The organism is Georgenia daeguensis, assembly GCF_039537705.1.
GTDB lineage: Bacteria > Actinomycetota > Actinomycetes > Actinomycetales > Actinomycetaceae > Georgenia > Georgenia daeguensis.
Genome location: NZ_BAABBA010000008.1, coordinates 50,328 through 66,818, shown reverse-complemented (window position 1 = coordinate 66,818; position 16,491 = coordinate 50,328). Strand labels below are relative to the sequence as shown.

Genomic DNA, 16,491 nt, shown 5'->3' with positions numbered 1-16,491 from the left:
CGTAGACGCCGCCGGCGGGGCGTGCTAACAGGTCGCGGACCGTCCGGTGCGGGCACGGTCGGGGATCTCGACGTCCGGCCTTCGGCGGAGGACGCTTGTCCCCGTACCGGCGGTGACGCGCGGTGGCGCCGCTGTCGCCGGCCGCCCCCGGGAGGTGTGCCATGACCGGCTCGCTCGCCGCACCGACGCCCGATGCCGTACCGAGACCCGATGCCACGGGCAGGTCGGGCGCCAACTCCTCGCGCCCGGCCGTGCCGGCGCCAGAGGTCCCGCCATCAGGAGTCCCGCCCGAGACCGCGCCCGCGGCAGTCGCCGTCGGCGCCCTGTTCGGTCTCGCCTGGGCGGCGGGGCTGCGGGGGTACATGGTCGCGCTCGCAGGGCAGGAGTCAGCTTTCGGGTGGGCCGGCACGTTCGCCGCCCTGCTGCTGCCGGGCGCGGTGACCGGTGCCCTCCTCGGCTGGGCGGAGTACCTGCGCCGCACGGGCGGCCGTCGCCACTGGCGCTGGCTGGCACTCGCCCCGCTCGCGCTCGCGATCGCGCCCCTGCTGCTCCCGGGCGCGATCGTCGCGTTCCTCACCCAGGGGCTCGGGGGTGGAGCGGTGGCGTTCGCGCTGACCGGCATGGCCGGCGGGTTCGCGCTCTCGCGCCGGGGGTCGCGCTGGGCGCGGCTGGTCAGCGGACTCTTCGTGCTCCTGATCGCCGCGGGCGTCGTCCTCTCGGCGCCCGGGGTGGGCGGCGACGACCTCGCGCTGACCACGCCGCGAGGCGCCTGGGCGGGGCTGCTGGGGGGTGTCTCCGTGCTGACCCTCGCGGTCGCGTCGTCGATCCCGCACCGGCCGGTCGTGGGGCCGTCGCGGGAGCGGGCCGCAGGCTAGGCGGCGGCAGTCAGCCGACCGGCTCGTGCAGGCGACGCAGAGCCGGCGCGGCGTCCAGTCCGTTCTCCTGCGCCACGAGCTCGACCAGCGACTCCAGCTCCTCCGCGCACGCCGGGCAGCCGGCGACGTGGACCCGCATCGCCAGGTCGTCCGCGCCTGGTCGGGTCAGCAGCTCCTCCGCGAAGGTGTCCATGCGGTCGAAGCAGTCCTCGCAGGAGAGCCACGGCTCCGTCCGCAGCGCGAAGAGGCGTGCGGTCTGCTCGGTCAGCCGGGGACGCTCGGGGTTCATCGCGCACCTGTCCGGGACGTGGCGGGGAGGTAACCGGCGGCGGTCAGATGGGCACGGATGCGCCGGCGGGCGTCGTGGAGCGTCTTGTACAGCGCGCCCCGGGTAGTGCCGAGCCGGTCGGCGAGGACGTCGACGGGCACCTGCTCGACGAGGAGGGCGACGGCGACGCGTCGTTGGTGCTCGGTCAGGGCCTCGTCGAGGGCGAGGCTGACCGCGTCGGCGAGGTCGTGCGCGAGGACCAGCTGCTCCGGGCCGGGGGCGGGATCGGTCAGCCGCTCGCCCCCTTCCAGGCTCACCTCGCGCCCGGACCACGCTCGACGGCGGACCTCGGTGGCCGCCTCCAGGATGGCGAACTTGTAGGCCCAGGTCGTGAAGAGGCTGCGGCCCTCGAAGGTGTCGAGCTTGGCCAGCAACGCGGCGAGGGCGCCGTCGGCCGCGGCCGTCGTCAGCTCGTCGACGGTGGCGCGGTCCCCGGCCCCGAGCAGGTGCCGCATCCGGTGCACCTGATGCCGGGCCGCCCGCTCCAGCAGGGCGTGCAGCGTCGCCAGCGCCCGGTCACGCTCCGGCCCCGGAACTCGCAGCGTGGCCACCCAGTCCAGCGGCACGGCGTCGTCGAGCGACCTCGCCCCGGCAGGTAAGACCGTCGTCCCCTCGGACGCCAACTCCTGTGTCACGTTCCAGCGCCCCAGACCCGCCCGGCGAGGGGCGATCCGACCAAGAGAACAGGACAGGTGAGATGAACGGTAACCCCGCACGGACCAGCAGGCACCCGTTCCAGGTGATCGGGGCGCTCGTGCTCGCGATCGTCGTCGGCCTCGCCGCGTGGTGGCTTCCCCGCCTCGGGGCCGACGCCGCGCCGCGGACGCCGGCCCTCGCGAGCTCCACGCACGGGCACGGGCACGACGCGGGCACAGTCCCGCGCACGGCGGCGCAGCAGGCGTTCCACGACGACATGCGCAAGCTCTGGGAGGACCACGTCAGCTGGACCCGGCTGGCCATCGTCACCTTCGCCGCGGACTCGCCGTCCTTCCCGGCCACCGCCGACCGGCTCCTGCAGAACCAGGTCGACATCGGTGACGCCATCAAGCCCTACTACGGCGAGGAGGCCGGCGACCAGCTCACCGCCCTGCTCACCGACCACATCCTCATCGCCGTGGACATCCTCCAGGCGGCCAGGGCCGGGGACGGCGACGCGCTCGCGGACGCGCGGGCGCGCTGGGCCGCCAACGGCGACGACATCGGCAACTTCCTCGGCGAGGCGGACCCGCGTCACTGGCCCGCCGACGAGATGCGCGCCGGCATGGCCACGCACCTCGACCAGACGTTCAGCGAGGCGGCGAACGAGCTCGGCGGCAGCTACGCGGCCTCCGTCGCCGACTACGACGCCGCGCACCTGCACGTCCTGGACATGGCGGACACCCTGAGCAGCGGCATCATCGCCCGGTTCCCGGCCATGTTCCGCTGACGTCCCGGAGCGGTGCCGGTCGTCGAGCCGACCGGCACCGCTGGCGGTCCACGCCGTGCAGTCTCGGCACGACGCCGCACAGCGGCGGACCTCACACTGGTGTCCATGACGATCGCCGTGGACCGCGAGCTGCTGCCCGGCGCCGTCGTGCCAGGGCACGCCGGTGGTCCGAGCGAAGTGCCTCTATGACGCTGCGCCGCGCGGAGCACCCGCGGCCCCGCCACTTCCTGGTGCACTTCTCGGACACGCACTTCGTCCCTCCTGGCGAGCGGCTCGGCGGCGTCGCCGACTCGCGTGCGCATCTTGCCGAGCTGCTCGAGGGGCTTGAGGCCACGGGCGTCCGTCCCGAGGCCCTGATCTTCACCGGAGACCTGGCGGACACCGGTGCGACCGACGCCTACCGCGACCTGCGGTCCGTCGTCGAACCTGTGGCCGCGCGGATCGGCGCCCGGATCGTGTGGGTGGTGGGCAACCACGACGACCGGGTGCGGCTGCGCCAGGAACTTCTCGACCTGCCCCCGACGGGAGAGCCGTACGACCACGTCGTCATGCTCGGTGGCCTGCGGTTGGTCGTCCTGGACACCTCGGTCCCGGGGGCCCACCACGGCGAGCTCCAGCCGGCCCAGCTGACGTGGCTGCGGACCGTCCTCGCCCTCCCGGCCTCCGAGGGGAGCCTGCTTGCGCTCCACCATCCGCCTCTGCCGTCCGTCCCGGACCTTGCGGTCACGGTGGAGCTGCGCGACCAGGCCGCGCTGGCCGACGTGCTGCGCGGGTCGGACGTGCGCGCCATCCTGGGCGGTCACCTGCACTACTCCACGTCGGGGACGTTCGCCGGTATCCCCGTCTCCGTCGCCGCCTCGACCTGCTACACGCAGGACCTCCAGACCCCGCAGCGCGGGACCCGCGGGCGCGACGGCGCCCAGGGTTTCAACCTCGTGCACGTGTACGACCGCACGGTGCTCCACTCGGTGGTGCCGATCGGCCGTTTCCCCACCGTGGGCAGCCCCGTCGACGCGGAGCGGACGGCTCAGCTGCTGGCCGAGGCCGGGGTGCACATCCCGCCTGCAGCGGGCTGAGGTGCATCGCCGCGAGCCCGTCAGGGTGAGGGCCGAGCGGTTGCCGCTCTCCCGTCCCGGGTCCATCGTGGGTACGAGGACGCGAGAAGGGACGCGCCCGCGCCCCCGCGTCTTCGCACGAGGAGGTTTCGATGAGTGCGACGTGGGACGCCTGGACCTTCCGTAACGAGGTCGGCGGCATGCGCGAGGGCGCGAGCCTGGTGGGCTTCAAGGTTCACGCCACGGACGGCGACATCGGCAAGGTCGACGAGGCGACGCTCGACGTGGGGGCCAGCCGGATCGTCGTCGACACCGGTCCCTGGATCTTCGGGCGCAAGGTCCTGCTCCCGGCGGGGACGGTCCAGCGTGTCGACTGGGACGACGAGTCGGTCTACGTGGACCTGACCAAGGGCCAGATCAAGGACTCGCCCGAGCTCGACGAGGGCGCGGACCTCACCGACGCGGGCTATCGCGACCGGGTCGGCGGGTACTACAGCGGCATCTACAGCCGCGGGATGCCGCCCGGCACGACGGGCGGGGGCATCTGACCGGGATGGTGTGACGACGGGGCGGTCCGGCGTCGGCCGGACCGCCCTCCTGCGTCTGCTCCGGTCGCCGGGGCGGAGGCCGTCGCGTGGCGCTCGTGTTGCGCCGGCCGGGCACGGCGGCGACGGTGGGAGAGGCACCACGGACCGCACGAGGGGGAGAAGACGGATGGCACAGACCTGGCAGGCATGGGCGTTCCGCGACGGCGACCAGGACGTCGAGAGCCTCGTGGGCTGGGCCGTACGGGCGCGGGACGGCGACGTCGGCACGGTCGACGACGCCTCCCTCGACGCCGGGGAGGGCGCGATCGTGGTCGGTAGCGGCCCGGTGTTCTTCGGCCACATGACGCTGCTCCCCGCGGGGGCGGTCAAGCGCATCGACCCCGAGGAGCGGTGCCTCCACGTCCCGCTCACGCGTGAGCAGATCGAGGGCGCTCCGCGGCGCCGCAGCGGCACCCGGTTCGACGACCCGGGGTACCGCGCGGAGGTCGCCGCGTACTACGGCTCCCTGCCCGGCGGGGCGTGACCAGAGGCGTCAGAGCCGCGGAGCTCGCCCGCACCGGGCTGACGTCGGCGGCTCGGCCCCGCCGTCACGGCCGTTCGGCTAGCGCCCCGCCGTCACGGCCGTTCGGCTAGCGCCCCGCCGTCACGGTCGGACGGGTGGCGGCCACGAGGTGCTCGGGCACCGGGTCGTAGTGGTCGTGCGCGGCCCGGCACGTGCCCCGGCCGCCGGTGATCGCCCGCAGGTCCACCGTGTAGTGGCGCAGCTCGGACGTGGGCACGTGGGCCTCGATGATGCCGGAGCCGTCCTCCGCCGTGCCCGTGTCGACCACCCGGCCCCGACGGGAGGACAGGTCGGCGAGGACGTCGCCCTGCGCCTCGGCCGGCACGCTGACGGTCACCGCCGAGACCGGCTCGAGGACGACGCTGCCGGCCTGCTGCATCGCCGTCGCCACGGCCTGCGCCGCGGCCGTGCGGAACGCCATGTCCGAGGAGTCCACCGAGTGGTACTTCCCGTCCACGCACTCCACCCGCAGGTCCGTGATCCGGTGCCCGTTGGGCCCGCCGGCCACGAGCGCGTCCTGGACGCCGCGCTCGACGGCGGGCAGGTAGTGCCGCGGGATCGCGCCGCCGACGATGGAGTCCACGAACGTCAGGCCGTCCCCGCGCGGTGCGGGGCTGACCACGAGCCGGACGACGGCGAACTGGCCGTGCCCGCCCGACTGCTTCTTCACCTTCCCCTCGACCTCGACGGCGCCGCCGATCGTCTCGCGGTAGGGCAGCCGCACCTCCTCCGTCGAGACGCGCACGCCGAACTTCCGCTCCAGCCGCTCGAGCGCGACCGCCAGGTGGGTGTCGCCCACCGCGGTGACGAGCGTCTGGCCGGACTCCTCGTCCTGGACGACGACGAGCGCCGGGTCCTCGGCGCACAGGCGCCGGAGCGCGTCGGTGAGCTTGTCGTCGTCCGACTGCGTGAGGGGCCGCACCGCCAGGGTGAACCCGCCCGGCGGCACCGGGAGCTCCGGCAGGGTCACCGGCCGCCCGGGCCGGGCGAGGAGGGTCCGGGTGGGGGAGTCCGAGAGCTTGGCGACGGCGGCGACGTCCCCGGCGACGACCTGCCGGACGTCGAGGTGGGTCCGGCCGAGCAGCCCGAAGATCCCGTGGAGGCGCTCCTCGGCGCCGGTGCTGGTGTTGACGAGGCGGTCGTCCTCGCGGACCGTCCCGGAGAGCACCTTCAGCAGCGAGACCTGGCCGACGAACTGGTCGGCGAGGGTGCGGAAGACGTGCACGAGCGGCTCCGCTGCCGGGTCGGCGACGACGACGGTCGGCTCGCCGCCGACCAGCACCGTGGCCGGGTGCAGGTCCGGCGACGGGCCGATCTCGCAGATGAAGTCCCCGAGCCGGTCCACGGCCGCGCCGGTGAGGCCGGAGCCGACGAGGACCGGGAAGATCGCGCTCTCCGCGACGGCGCGGCGCAGGGTGCGCTCGAGCTCGGCGGGCGGTGGCTCGTCCCCGGAGAGGTAGTGCTCGAGCTGGTCGTCGTCGCCGCTGACGACCTCCTCCACCAGCTCGGTGTGCCGGCTGTGCTCCAGGTCGGCCAGCTCCGGCGGCACCGGGCCGGTGGACTCCGTCCCCTCGGCGTCGTAGCGGTGGGCGACGTCGAAGAGCACGTCCGCGACGCCGGAGAAACCCGCCTTCTCGACGATCGGCAGCTCCAGCGGGAACAGCCGCCCGCCCAGCCGGGCGCGCAGGTCTGCGAGGACGCCCTCGAAGTCCGCGGACGGCTTGTCCTCCTTCGTGACGAAGATGAACCGGGGGATCCCGAGCTCGCGGCACCGCGCCCAGACGCGCTCGTCGCCGGGCTGGACACCCTCCACCGCGCTGACGACGACGACCGCCAGGTCGGCCACGGACAGGGCGGCGTCGACGACCTGACCGAACTCGTCGTGCCCGGGGGTGTCGATGAGGTTGAGCTTGCAGGTCTGGCCGGCCGCGGTGGTCCACGGGACGGAGGCGACCGCGAGGGTGAGCGTCTGGCGGCGGCGAACCTCCTCGGGGTCCGTGTCGAGCACCGAGGTGCCCTCGTCGACCCGCCCCAGACGCTGGGTGGCGCGCGCACGGTGCAGCAGCGCCTCGGCGAGGGAGGTCTTGCCGCCGGCGGCATGGCCGACCAGGGCGACGTTGCGGATGGCTGAGGTGACGACGTCGTCCATGACCACTCTCCAGCGAGCATGCCCCCGGGCCGGGGCCGGTTCGTCAGATCGTAGTCGCGCGGCGGCGTCGCGGAGAGGGCAACGGTCCCTTGTCCGCCGTCGCGACCGGCGGTAGAGGGGCGGCACGACCAGGCTGCCGAAGTGGTCACTCGCCGCGACCACTTCAGCGACCCGACGGCGACCCGACGCCGACTCGACGCCGACCCGTCGGAGCCGCGCGCCGCCGGCTCAGGTGGCCGAGGCGGCCGCGATGCTGGCGATCGACCCGTCCAGCACGCGGTCGAACTCCTCCGGCGTCTGGGACACGTCGAGGCCCTCGGTGAGCGCCCGCGAGAAGCTGGCGATGACGCCGTGGTTGCGCGCCAGGCGCGCGTTGGCCTCCTCCCGGCTGTAGCCGCCCGAGAGGAACAGCACGCGCAGCACGTTCGGGTGGGCGACGAACGGGGCGTACAGGTCGTCGGTCTCCGGCGGGGTCAGCTTGAGCATCACGAGGTGCTCGGGCGGCAGGCGGTCGAGCCGGGCGGCCAGCTCGTCGCGGAGCTGGTCGTCGGCCTCCGGCTTGCGTGCGCTGTGGATGTCGATCTCCGGCTCGATGATCGGGACGAGCCCGGTGGCGAGGATCTGCTCCGCCACCTCGAACTGCTGGCGGACGACGTCGGTCAGGCCGGGGCCCGGCAGGGAGATCGTCGAGCGCATCTTCGTGGCGAAGATGCCCTGCGCCAGCGCCCGCTCGAGCAGGGCGTCGAGGTACGGGATGCGCTTCATCAGCCGTGCGCCGTCGGCCTCCTTCTGCAGCCCCTTGTCGACCTTGAGGAACGGGACCACGGTCTTCACCGCCCACAGGTAGTCGGCGGTCGGCCGGCCGAGGATCTGCCGGTCCATGGTGTTCTCGAACAGGATCGTGCCGATGATCCGGTCGCCGCCGAAGACCGGAGAGGTGATGATCCGCGTCCGCATCTCGTGCACGAGGTCGAACATCTCGTCCTCGTCGGCGTAGGCGTCCTCGGGGATGCCGTAGCGGCGCAGCGTCTTGGGCGTGCTGCCGCCGCTCTGGTCCAGCGCCGCCACGAAGCCGGTGCCGTTCCTGACCTTGTCCAGCTGCTGCTCGTCCATCGCCCGCTCCGTGGTCTCGTCGTCGTCCCCGGTGCGTCCATCGTCCCTCGCCGCGCACCCGCCCGGGCCGGGACGGAGGACCTTCGGAACTTGTTAGGTGACCCTTACCTGATCTACGCTCGCGGCGCGCGGCAACCGGTGCCGCGGAGAAGGAGCGCCATGACACTGGGCACCCGCGGCCTGACCGCCGCCGCCGTCACCACGCTCGCCCTGGCCCTCTCGGCCTGCGGCGGCGACGCGACAGACGACTCTGACGCCACGGGCGGGGCGGGGGCGGGCAGCACCCTGACGATCTACTCCGGACGGAACGAGGAGCTCGTCGGGCCCCTCCTCGACCAGCTCGAGGACGCAGTCGGCACGACGGTCGAGGTTCGCTACGCAGGCTCCTCCGAGCTCGCCGCCCAGCTGCTCGAGGAGGGCGAGGGCACCGACGCCGACCTGTTCTTCTCGCAGGACGCCGGGGCCCTGGGCGCTCTGGCCAAGGCGGGCATGCTCGAGCCCCTGCCCGAGGAGACCCTCGGCCACGTGCCGGAGGCCTACCGCGACGACGAGGGCCGCTGGGTCGCCACCTCCGCCCGTGCCCGGGTGCTCGCCTACGACCCGGAGACGGCGCCCGAGGTCGAGGGCTTCACGGGCATCGACCAGGTCCTCGACGAGGCCTACCGCGGCAAGCTCGCCTACGCCCCGACGAACGCCTCCTTCCACGCTTTCGTCACCGCCCTGCGGATGGACCGCGGCGAGGACGGGGCCCGGCAGTGGCTGGAGGACTTCGCCGCCCTCGAGCCGCAGGCCTACGACAACAACATCGCCGTGCTCGACGCGGTCGACGGCGGCCAGGCGTCCATCGGCCTCATCAACCACTACTACTGGTACGAGAGGGTGGCCGAGCAGGGCGAGGACGCCGTCTCCGCGCGCATCCACTTCCTCGACAGCGACGACCCCGGCGCGCTCGTCAACGTGGCCGGCGTGGGCGTGCTGGCCGGGTCCGACGCCGAGGACGCCGCCGTGGACGCGGTGGAGTTCCTCCTCTCCGACGAGGCGCAGCAGTACTTCGCCGACACCACGGCGGAGTACCCGGTGGTCGAGGGCATCACCAGCGAGAAGCACGATCTCGAGCCCCTCGGCGAGAGCTCCTCGGTCGACCTCAACGACCTCGACTCGCTCGACGCCACCCTCGCCCTGCTCGACGAGGTGGGACTGACCTGACCGTGACGTCGATCCCGCCGGCCCACCGGGACGCACCCGGCGGACGGCGGCGACCCCGCTGGACCGCCGGCCGGCCGCCGGCGGTCCTGCTCGTGCCCGCGATGGTCGCTGCCGCCGTCGCGCTGCTGCCGATCGCCTACCTGGTGGTGCGCACGGCCGAGGCGGGGGCGGCGGGAGTGATGGAGACGCTGTGGCGGGAGCGCACGCTGTGGCTCGTGCTCCGCAGCCTCGGGCTGGCGGCCGCCGTGACCGGTTCCTGCCTGGTGATCGGCGTCGCCCTGGCCTGGCTGACGACCCGGACCGACCTGCCCGGACGGGGGACCTGGGCCGTCGTCGCCGCCCTGCCGCTCGCGGTGCCGAGCTACGTCGCGGCCTACGCGTGGATCTCCGTGGTACCCGCCCTCGCCGGGTTCTGGGGCACCTGGCTGGTGCTCACCGCGTGCACCTACCCGTACGTGTTCCTGCCGGTGGCCGCCACGCTGCGCCGCGTCGACCCGGCGCTGGAGGAGGTCTCCCGGTCCCTCGGCCGGTCGGCGCTGCGCACCTACCTGACCGTCACCGCCCGTCAGGTCCGCCCCGCCGCTGCCGCGGGGGCGCTGCTCGTGGCGCTGTACACCCTCAGCGACTTCGGCACCCCGTCCCTGCTGCGCTACGACGTCTTCACCCGCGTCATCCACACCTCCTACCGCGCCTCCTTCGACCGCACCCCGGCCGCCGTGCTGTCGGTCGTGCTCGTGGTCATCACCGTGGCGATCACGGTGGCCGAGTCCCGCACCCGGGGCCGGGCCGAGGCCTCCCGGGTCGGGTCCGGCGCCGCCCGCACCCCGCCGACGGCGCAGCTGGGCCGCGCCCGGCCCCTCGCCCTGGCGGGCACGGCGGCGGTAGCGGCGGTCTCGCTCGGGTTCCCCGCCGTCGTCCTCGCGTACTGGATGGTCCGGGGCAGCTCGGCCGGCCTGGAGTGGGACCGCCTGGCCCCCGCGGGCGCGGCGACCCTGTGGGTCGCGCTGCTCGGGGCGCTCGCGGCCACGGCGCTGGCGGTGCCCGTGGGGGTGCTCGCCGCCCGGCACGCCTCCCGCGGCGGGCGCCTCATCGAGCACGCCACCTACGCCGGGCACGCGCTGCCGGGCATCGTCGTCGGGCTGGCGCTGGTGTTCTTCGGGGTGCGATGGGCCGAGCCGATCTACCAGCGCACCCCGTTGCTGGTCCTCGCCTACGCCGTGCTGTTCATGCCCGCCGCGATCGGGTCGGTCCGCGCCGCCGTCGCCCAGAGCCCGCCGCGCCTGGAGGAGATCGCCCGTTCTCTGGGCCAGCGGCCCGCCGACGTGCTGCGCCGCGTCACCCTGCCGCTGGCGGGCCCGGGGATCGCCGCCGGCTTCGCCCTGGTCATGCTCACCGTGATGAAGGAGCTGCCGGCCACGCTGCTGCTGCGCCCCACGGGCATGGACACCCTCGCCACCCGGCTCTGGACCGAGACGGGGGTCGGCGCCTACGCCGCCGCCGCGCCCTACGCCGTCGCCCTGGTGCTCCTCGCCGCGGTGCCGACGTTCCTGCTCTCCCGCGTCCAGTCGCGCATGGTCGCCCCGCGCGGGACAGGTGGGATCCTGGAGGAGGGCCACGTCGTCGAGGAGACAGGGGGTGAGACGTGAAGCGGCTGACCGTGCGCGGGCTGCGCAAGTCCTTCGGGGAGACGCCGGTGCTGCGCGGTGTCGACCTCGAGGTGCCCTCCGGCGCCTTCGCCGCCGTCCTCGGCCCCTCGGGCTGCGGCAAGACCACGCTCCTGCGCGTCATCGCCGGGTTCGAGACCGCCGACTCGGGCGAGGTCCGCGTCGGTGACCGCGTGGTGACCGGGCCGGGCCGGGCCCTCCCGCCGGAGCGACGCCGCGTCGGCGTCGTCCCCCAGGAGGGGGCGCTCTTCCCGCACCTGTCGGTCGCCGAGAACGTCGCCTTCGGCCTGCCCCACCGCGGCCGGGACGCCACCCGGCGCCGGCGCGAGCGGGTGGGGGAGCTCCTCGCCCTCGTGGGTCTCGCCGACCTCTCCGGGCGGATGCCGTCCCAGCTCTCCGGCGGGCAGCAGCAGCGCGTGGCCCTGGCGCGCGCGCTGGCCCCGGGCCCCGACGTCGTCCTGCTGGACGAACCCTTCTCCGCCCTCGACGCCGGGCTGCGGGCCGCGCTGCGGGAGGACGTGCGCGAGGCCCTCCAGGCGATCGGCGCCACGGGCGTGCTGGTCACGCACGACCAGGAGGAGGCGCTGAGCATCGCCGACCAGGTCGCCGTGATGCGCGAGGGCGTGGTGGTCCAGTCCGCGACGCCGCGCGAGCTCTACGCCGCGCCGGCGGACCTGGACGTGGCCACGTTCGTGGGGGAGGCGGTGGTGCTGCCCGCGCGCGTCGAGGACGGCGTGGCGACGACGGCGCTCGGCCGGCTCTCGCTCCTGCGCGGCGCGGCGGGGGAGCACGGCACGGGGCGTGTGGTGCTGCGCCCCGAGCAGCTGCACATGGTGCGGGCCGGCCGGGCGGGCGTCACCGCCCGCGTGCGCGGGACGACGTTCTACGGCCACGACGCCAGCGTGCGGCTCGAGGTCACCGGGCCGGACGGGCGCGTGGTGCCGGTGCTCTGCCGCACGCAGGGACCCTTGCCCGAGCACGAGGAGGTCGGTGTCATCGTGGCCGGGCCGGTGAGCTTCTTCGCCGACGCCTGACCCGTCGGGGCTACCAGTTCGCCGGCCTGGTGGCCGTGCGCAGCCACACGTCGAAGAAGTGGTCGAGGTCCTCGCCGGAGACCTCCTCGGCGAGCGCCTCGAAGTCGGCGGTGGAGGCGGCGGCGCCGTCGTACCTGCCGACCCACTCGCGCGCGAGGTCGAAGAAGTCGTCGTCGCCGATCCGCAGCCGCAGGGCGTGCAGCGTGCCCGCGCCCCGGAGGTACACCGCGCCCGCGAACATGTTCGCCGCACCCGGGTCACCCACCCGCACGGTCCAGAGGGGGTCGTTCGCCGGGGTCCTCATGAGGGCGTCGAACTGCTGCTGGGCGGTCCGGCCGCCCCGGTGCTCGGTCCACAGCTGCTCGCCGTACGTGGCCCAGCCCTCGTTGAGCCAGATGTCGGACCAGCGTTCGGGGCTGACGGCGTTACCCACCCAGGAGTGCGCGAGCTCGTGAGCGGCGGTGGCCTCGTCGGCCACCAGGGAGAACAGCGAGCGCGTCTGGGTCTCCAGCGCGTAGTCGACCGAGTCGTCGTCGACGATCGAGCCGTACGCCACGAAGGGGTAGTCCCCGAAGATGCCCTCGAAGAACTCCAGCATGTCCTCGGTCAGCGCCAGCGTGGCAGCGGTCTGCCGGGCGTTGGGCTCGGTGAGGTCCGCGTCGACCGCGTCGATGACCGGCACCCCCGCGGCCGTGCTCGTGCTCAGCCGGTAGTTCCCGATGGACGCGGTGGCCAGGTAGGGAGCCATCAGGTCCTCGCTCGCGTCCCAGAGCCACGTGGTCAGGCCGTCCTCCGTGCTCCGGTCCACCAGCAGCCCGTTGGCCGCGACGACGAGGCCTTCGGGCACGGCGACCGCAAACGTGAAGGTGGCCTTGTCCGTGGGGTGGTCGTTGACGGGGAACCAGGTCGCGGCGCCGTCCGGCTCGTTGGCGACCATGGCGCCGTCGCGGGTGGTGACCCAGCCGTACAGCGCTCCCGTGGCGTCCAGCGGCCGGCCCGTCGTGCCGCCGTACTCGACGACGACCTCGACGTCCTTGCCGTCCCTCAGACCACGGCGCGGCGTGACGACGAGCTCGTTCTCCTGCTGGGTGAAGGTGGCGCGCCTGCCGTCCACCTCGACCTCGGTCACCGTCAGACCGCGCAGGTCGAGGTTGAACCGGCTCAGGTCCTCCGTCGCCTCCAGGTCGATCGTCGCGGTCCCCTCGAGGTGGCCCTCGAGCGGTGCCGGCTCGGCCGCGGGCGGGGTGTAACGAAGCTCGAGATCGTAGTGCTCGACGTCGATTCCGCCGTTGCCGGCCAGCGGGAAGTACGGGTCCCCGACGCCGGCGCTGCCCGGGGAGAAGCGCGGGCCGTGGTCGCCGTCGTCCGCCGCGCTCGCGGGGATCGGGGCGAGCACGAGACCGGCCGTCGACAGTGCCGCGAGCAGGTACCGGGCACCGCGTGAAGAAGGTCGTGCGACCGCTGCAACCATGTCGTCCTCGTTGACGTCAGGGCGAACGCGCGGAGTGCGCTCGCCGCGGTCCGACCATGGTGACCCCGGGGCGGCCGGCACCGGAAGACCGGCCTCAGCTGGCAGACCCCGAGACCGCCCCTCAGGTGGCCGACCCCGTCGGCGGGCGGTCCGCCCCGGTCTCCGGCGGCTGGGCCGGCGCCGGCGTGCGGGCCTCGGTCACCCGAAGGTCGGCGGGAGCCCGCTGGCGGCGGGAGAGGGCGAGGAACGGGAGCGCGAGCACGGAGATGCCGGCACTGACGACGAACGAGCCGCCGTAGCCCCACACGTCCGCCGACCGGCCCAGCACGGGCTGGGCCCACACCCCGCCGGCCGAGCCGACGAGCGAGTCGAAGGAGAGGATGGTCGCCCGCTGCTCGGACGGGATCAGGCCGTTGAGGTACGCCTGCCGGATCGGCATCTCGGCCGCGTAGAGGAGGGCCCAGACCACGATCAGGGCGATGACCGCGAGGAAGCTGTCGATCACCCCGATGCCCACCAGGGAGGCGGCGCTCGCGACCGTGGTGGCGATGAGGGCGGAGGTCCGACGGCGGAAGAGCCGCCGGATCCACGGGGCGGCGAGCCCGCCGAGGATCTGCGCGCCGGCGACGATCGCGGCCACCAGACCTGCCACCTGGTACGCCTCCGGGTCGCCGTAGAGGTCGAGCAGGTAGGGCTGGAGGGCGTAGAAGACGTAGAACCCGACGCCGCCGGTGAAGAACGCCTCGAGCATGAGCCACTTCACCGCGGGCCGGCGCCAGCCGTGGTCGACGGAGTCGCGCAGGACGCGGGTCATCTCCCGCCACGGGTGGCGCGTGCGGTGCGGGGTGAACCCGATGTCACGCATGAGCCGGAACGCGACGGCGAACATCGCGAGGAGGATCGCCGCCCGGACCAGGAACGGGACGCCGAGGTTGGTCTGCGCCGCGATGAAACCGCCGGCGAGCGAGCCGACCAGCATGGCGACGCCCGAGACCACCTGGCCGCGGCCGAACACCGGCTCCATCTCGCCGGTGTACCCCGACGCGGTGAGGGCGTCGACGAGCCAGGCCTCGACGGCGCCGGAGAAGAACGTGAAGCCAAGGCCGATGAGCACCGAGGAGATCGCCCACTGCCAGAACGGGGCGTGCAGGTACCACAGGAGCACGTAGACGAGCGTGGTCACGCTGAGCGTCACGGTCCCCAGCAGGTAGGACGCGCGGCGGCCGATGGTGTCGGCCACGACGCCGGTGGGCACCTCGAACAGCACCATCCCGAGCGTGAAGAACGCGTTGGCGGAGAACGCCTCGAGGTTCGACAGGCCCGCGTCGAGCAGGAAGATCGTGTTGATGCCCCAGATCAACGACGCCGCCAGGGTGTTGCCCAGCAGCAGCACCAGGTAGATCCGGATGATCGCGGCAGGGCGCATCGCTCAGCCCGCCCTCTCCGGCTCGGTTCGGGCGGCGGGGAGGGGGAGGAGCGGCACCAGCGTGCCCAGGGCCCGTGGGACGGCCACGGCGGCCTCCTCATCGAGGTACTCCGGGCGATGGTACGCGCGGCACCGAGCGGAGGACAGAGGCCGGCTGCGGATCCGCCGCGTCAAACCCGTGACTCCGCCGCCGAGTTTGTTACAACATTAGGTCATTCGTCGCGGAGGACGAGGCAACGGGGCCGACGCCGCGACGGGCGTGCGAAGGAGACGCAGATGAACGTCCACCGGATCTGGTCCGGGCGCGGCCCGCTGGCCGCCGTCGCCGCAGCGCTCGCACTGACGCTCGCGGCATGCTCGTCCGGCGGGGAGACCGAGACCCCGACCGGCGCTGGAACTGGCGGTGGGGGCGGAGAACCGCAGCAGATCACCTTTCTGACCCACTGGGGCCCCGAGCAGGTGGCGCAGCTCGAGGACGCGGCGGCGAGGTTCAGCCAGGAGGAGCCGGACATCACCGTCACGGTGCAGGCGGTGCCGTTCGCCAACCTGCTGAGCACGCTGCGGACCCAGGGCGGGTCCGCCAGCGGCCCGACGATGGCGAGCATCTACGACGCCTGGCTGCCGGAGCTGGTCCGTGACGGCGTCGCCGCCCCCGCACCTGCCGACGTCGCCGAGGAGGTCCGCAGCTCCTGGTCCGAGAACGTCGTCTCGGCCTTCAGCGCGGAGGACCAGGTGTACGGCCTCCCGAACGAGATCGACCTCTACGCCCTGAACTACAACACGCGGCTGTTCGAGGAGGCGGGGCTCGACGGTCCGCCCGCCACCTTCGAGGACCTGAGGTCCTACGCCCGGACGCTGACCGACGAGGCGGCGGGCCAGCACGGGTTCGGCGTGATCACCAACTGGGCGTCGGGAGCGGTGCACCCGTTCCTCTCGCTCGCGGCCTCGAACGGCGGTCACCTGCTCGACGACGACGGTCGGGCGGCACTGAGCGACGAGAAGGTGGTCGCCGTCGCGGAGCTCTACCAGCAGATGCTCGACGACGGCTCGGTCGACCCCCAGGCGAGCGCCGCCAACGCGAACACGACGGGCCCGTACCTGGACAACTTCGCCGGCGGGAAGACCGCGATGATCATCATGGCGAACTGGTGGCAGGGCTCCCTCAAGGAGACCATGGGCGACTCCTACGCCGACGTCGCGACCGCTCCCATCCCGGTCGGCCCGGACGGGGACGGGCCGTCGTCGATCTCGTACTCCTGGCTCAGCATGGTCAACGCCAACGCCGACGAGGCCGCCCAGGAGGCGTCCTGGAAGTTCCTCACCTGGCTCAACGGCCCGGACTCCGGCGAGAACGGCTCCTCGGCCATGGGCGACATTCTCGTCGGCATGGGCATCCTGCCCTCGCGCACGTCAGACGTCGACGCCCACGAGGAGGCACTCTCCGACCCGTTCCTGAAGGCCTACGTCGACGGACTCCCGGACGCCACCCCGTTCCCGACCGTCGTCGGCGGGGACGCGGCGAGCCAGGCGCTGCAGAAGCACATCGAGAGCCTGGTCTTCGGTCAGGCCACGCCGCAGGAGGCCATGGACGCGGCGACGTCCGAGGTCGACGCCGCGCTGGGCAAGTAGCTGCG

Annotated in this window: 15 protein-coding genes; 9 read left to right on the top strand and 6 right to left on the bottom strand. The window is 73.7% G+C overall.

Going from position 1 to position 16,491, the window contains the following annotated elements; all coding sequences use genetic code 11:
• Positions 1-161: 161 nt before the first annotated feature.
• Positions 162-875, top strand: coding sequence for a hypothetical protein (locus ABD774_RS09685; protein ID WP_345040361.1), 714 nt, complete (start codon positions 162-164; stop codon positions 873-875).
• Between the two features lie 10 nt (positions 876-885).
• Here ABD774_RS09685 and ABD774_RS09680 read toward each other — a convergent pair whose 3' ends face one another.
• Positions 886-1,164 (bottom strand): hypothetical protein, encoded by a 279-nt coding sequence (locus ABD774_RS09680; protein WP_345040358.1) that lies wholly within the window; start codon positions 1,162-1,164, stop codon positions 886-888.
• A complete protein-coding gene (locus ABD774_RS09675) occupies positions 1,161-1,838 on the bottom strand; it encodes an RNA polymerase sigma factor (RefSeq protein ID WP_345040356.1) in 678 nt (225 codons plus the stop codon). The genes ABD774_RS09680 and ABD774_RS09675 overlap by 4 nt, the downstream gene beginning before the upstream one ends.
• A 62-nt stretch (positions 1,839-1,900) precedes the next feature.
• Here ABD774_RS09675 and ABD774_RS09670 point away from each other — a divergent pair, with 62 nt between their 5' ends.
• The 4 genes from ABD774_RS09670 (at position 1,901) to ABD774_RS09655 (ending at position 4,755) form a co-directional block, all read left to right on the top strand.
• Positions 1,901-2,629, top strand: coding sequence for a hypothetical protein (locus ABD774_RS09670; RefSeq protein WP_345040354.1), 729 nt, complete (start codon positions 1,901-1,903; stop codon positions 2,627-2,629).
• A 185-nt stretch (positions 2,630-2,814) separates the two neighbouring features.
• Positions 2,815-3,705: a phosphodiesterase gene (locus ABD774_RS09665; protein WP_345040351.1), complete on the top strand. Its 891-nt coding sequence runs from the start codon at positions 2,815-2,817 to the stop codon at positions 3,703-3,705.
• Positions 3,706-3,836: 131 nt separating this feature from the next.
• Positions 3,837-4,232 (top strand): PRC-barrel domain-containing protein, encoded by a 396-nt coding sequence (locus ABD774_RS09660; RefSeq protein WP_345040349.1) that lies wholly within the window; start codon positions 3,837-3,839, stop codon positions 4,230-4,232.
• 166 nt (positions 4,233-4,398) lie between these two features.
• Positions 4,399-4,755 carry a PRC-barrel domain-containing protein gene (locus ABD774_RS09655; protein WP_345040347.1) on the top strand — a complete coding sequence of 119 codons (357 nt, stop codon included), beginning with the start codon at positions 4,399-4,401 and terminating at the stop codon, positions 4,753-4,755.
• 106 nt (positions 4,756-4,861) lie between these two features.
• On the opposite strand, the gene ABD774_RS09650 is transcribed toward ABD774_RS09655, so the two are convergent.
• Complete coding sequence (locus ABD774_RS09650; RefSeq protein WP_345040345.1) at positions 4,862-6,943, bottom strand: elongation factor G; 2,082 nt, start codon at positions 6,941-6,943, stop codon at positions 4,862-4,864.
• A 228-nt stretch (positions 6,944-7,171) separates the two neighbouring features.
• The gene (locus ABD774_RS09645; RefSeq protein WP_345040343.1) at positions 7,172-8,056 is read right to left on the bottom strand and encodes a fructose bisphosphate aldolase; all 885 of its coding nucleotides are present in this window, start codon (positions 8,054-8,056) and stop codon (positions 7,172-7,174) included.
• Positions 8,057-8,215: 159 nt separating this feature from the next.
• On the opposite strand from ABD774_RS09645, the gene ABD774_RS09640 reads away from it, so the two are divergent.
• From ABD774_RS09640 to ABD774_RS09630, 3 genes are all read left to right on the top strand, one after another.
• The gene (locus tag ABD774_RS09640) at positions 8,216-9,262 is read left to right on the top strand and encodes an extracellular solute-binding protein (RefSeq protein ID WP_345040341.1); all 1,047 of its coding nucleotides are present in this window, start codon (positions 8,216-8,218) and stop codon (positions 9,260-9,262) included.
• Between the two features lie 101 nt (positions 9,263-9,363).
• A complete protein-coding gene (locus tag ABD774_RS09635; protein WP_486327294.1) occupies positions 9,364-10,908 on the top strand; it encodes an ABC transporter permease in 1,545 nt (514 codons plus the stop codon).
• The gene (locus tag ABD774_RS09630; protein ID WP_345040336.1) at positions 10,905-11,960 is read left to right on the top strand and encodes an ABC transporter ATP-binding protein; all 1,056 of its coding nucleotides are present in this window, start codon (positions 10,905-10,907) and stop codon (positions 11,958-11,960) included. Before ABD774_RS09635 ends, ABD774_RS09630 begins: the two co-directional genes overlap by 4 nt.
• A gap of 10 nt (positions 11,961-11,970) precedes the next feature.
• On the opposite strand, the gene ABD774_RS09625 is transcribed toward ABD774_RS09630, so the two are convergent.
• Positions 11,971-13,431 carry a M1 family metallopeptidase gene (locus ABD774_RS09625; RefSeq protein WP_345040334.1) on the bottom strand — a complete coding sequence of 487 codons (1,461 nt, stop codon included), beginning with the start codon at positions 13,429-13,431 and terminating at the stop codon, positions 11,971-11,973.
• Positions 13,432-13,552: 121 nt separating this feature from the next.
• Complete coding sequence (locus ABD774_RS09620; protein WP_345040331.1) at positions 13,553-14,857, bottom strand: MFS transporter; 1,305 nt, start codon at positions 14,855-14,857, stop codon at positions 13,553-13,555.
• Between the two features lie 276 nt (positions 14,858-15,133).
• On the opposite strand from ABD774_RS09620, the gene ABD774_RS09615 reads away from it, so the two are divergent.
• Positions 15,134-16,486 (top strand): extracellular solute-binding protein, encoded by a 1,353-nt coding sequence (locus ABD774_RS09615; protein WP_345040329.1) that lies wholly within the window; start codon positions 15,134-15,136, stop codon positions 16,484-16,486.
• Positions 16,487-16,491 lie beyond the last annotated feature (5 nt).

What these genes read in the sequence shown, in the direction of transcription:
- ABD774_RS09685 (WP_345040361.1), top strand. Translation starts at nt 162, where the DNA reads ATGACCGGCTCGCTCGCCGCACCGACGCCCGATGCCGTACCGAGACCC.
- ABD774_RS09680 (WP_345040358.1), bottom strand. Translation starts at nt 1,164, where the DNA reads ATGAACCCCGAGCGTCCCCGGCTGACCGAGCAGACCGCACGCCTCTTC.
- ABD774_RS09670 (WP_345040354.1), top strand. Translation starts at nt 1,901, where the DNA reads ATGAACGGTAACCCCGCACGGACCAGCAGGCACCCGTTCCAGGTGATC.
- ABD774_RS09665 (WP_345040351.1), top strand. Translation starts at nt 2,815, where the DNA reads ATGACGCTGCGCCGCGCGGAGCACCCGCGGCCCCGCCACTTCCTGGTG.
- ABD774_RS09660 (WP_345040349.1), top strand. Translation starts at nt 3,837, where the DNA reads ATGAGTGCGACGTGGGACGCCTGGACCTTCCGTAACGAGGTCGGCGGC.
- ABD774_RS09655 (WP_345040347.1), top strand. Translation starts at nt 4,399, where the DNA reads ATGGCACAGACCTGGCAGGCATGGGCGTTCCGCGACGGCGACCAGGAC.
- ABD774_RS09650 (WP_345040345.1), bottom strand. Translation starts at nt 6,943, where the DNA reads ATGGACGACGTCGTCACCTCAGCCATCCGCAACGTCGCCCTGGTCGGC.
- ABD774_RS09645 (WP_345040343.1), bottom strand. Translation starts at nt 8,056, where the DNA reads ATGGACGAGCAGCAGCTGGACAAGGTCAGGAACGGCACCGGCTTCGTG.
- ABD774_RS09640 (WP_345040341.1), top strand. Translation starts at nt 8,216, where the DNA reads ATGACACTGGGCACCCGCGGCCTGACCGCCGCCGCCGTCACCACGCTC.
- ABD774_RS09635 (WP_486327294.1), top strand. Translation starts at nt 9,364, where the DNA reads ATGGTCGCTGCCGCCGTCGCGCTGCTGCCGATCGCCTACCTGGTGGTG.
- ABD774_RS09625 (WP_345040334.1), bottom strand. Translation starts at nt 13,431, where the DNA reads ATGGTTGCAGCGGTCGCACGACCTTCTTCACGCGGTGCCCGGTACCTG.
- ABD774_RS09620 (WP_345040331.1), bottom strand. Translation starts at nt 14,857, where the DNA reads ATGCGCCCTGCCGCGATCATCCGGATCTACCTGGTGCTGCTGCTGGGC.
- ABD774_RS09615 (WP_345040329.1), top strand. Translation starts at nt 15,134, where the DNA reads ATGAACGTCCACCGGATCTGGTCCGGGCGCGGCCCGCTGGCCGCCGTC.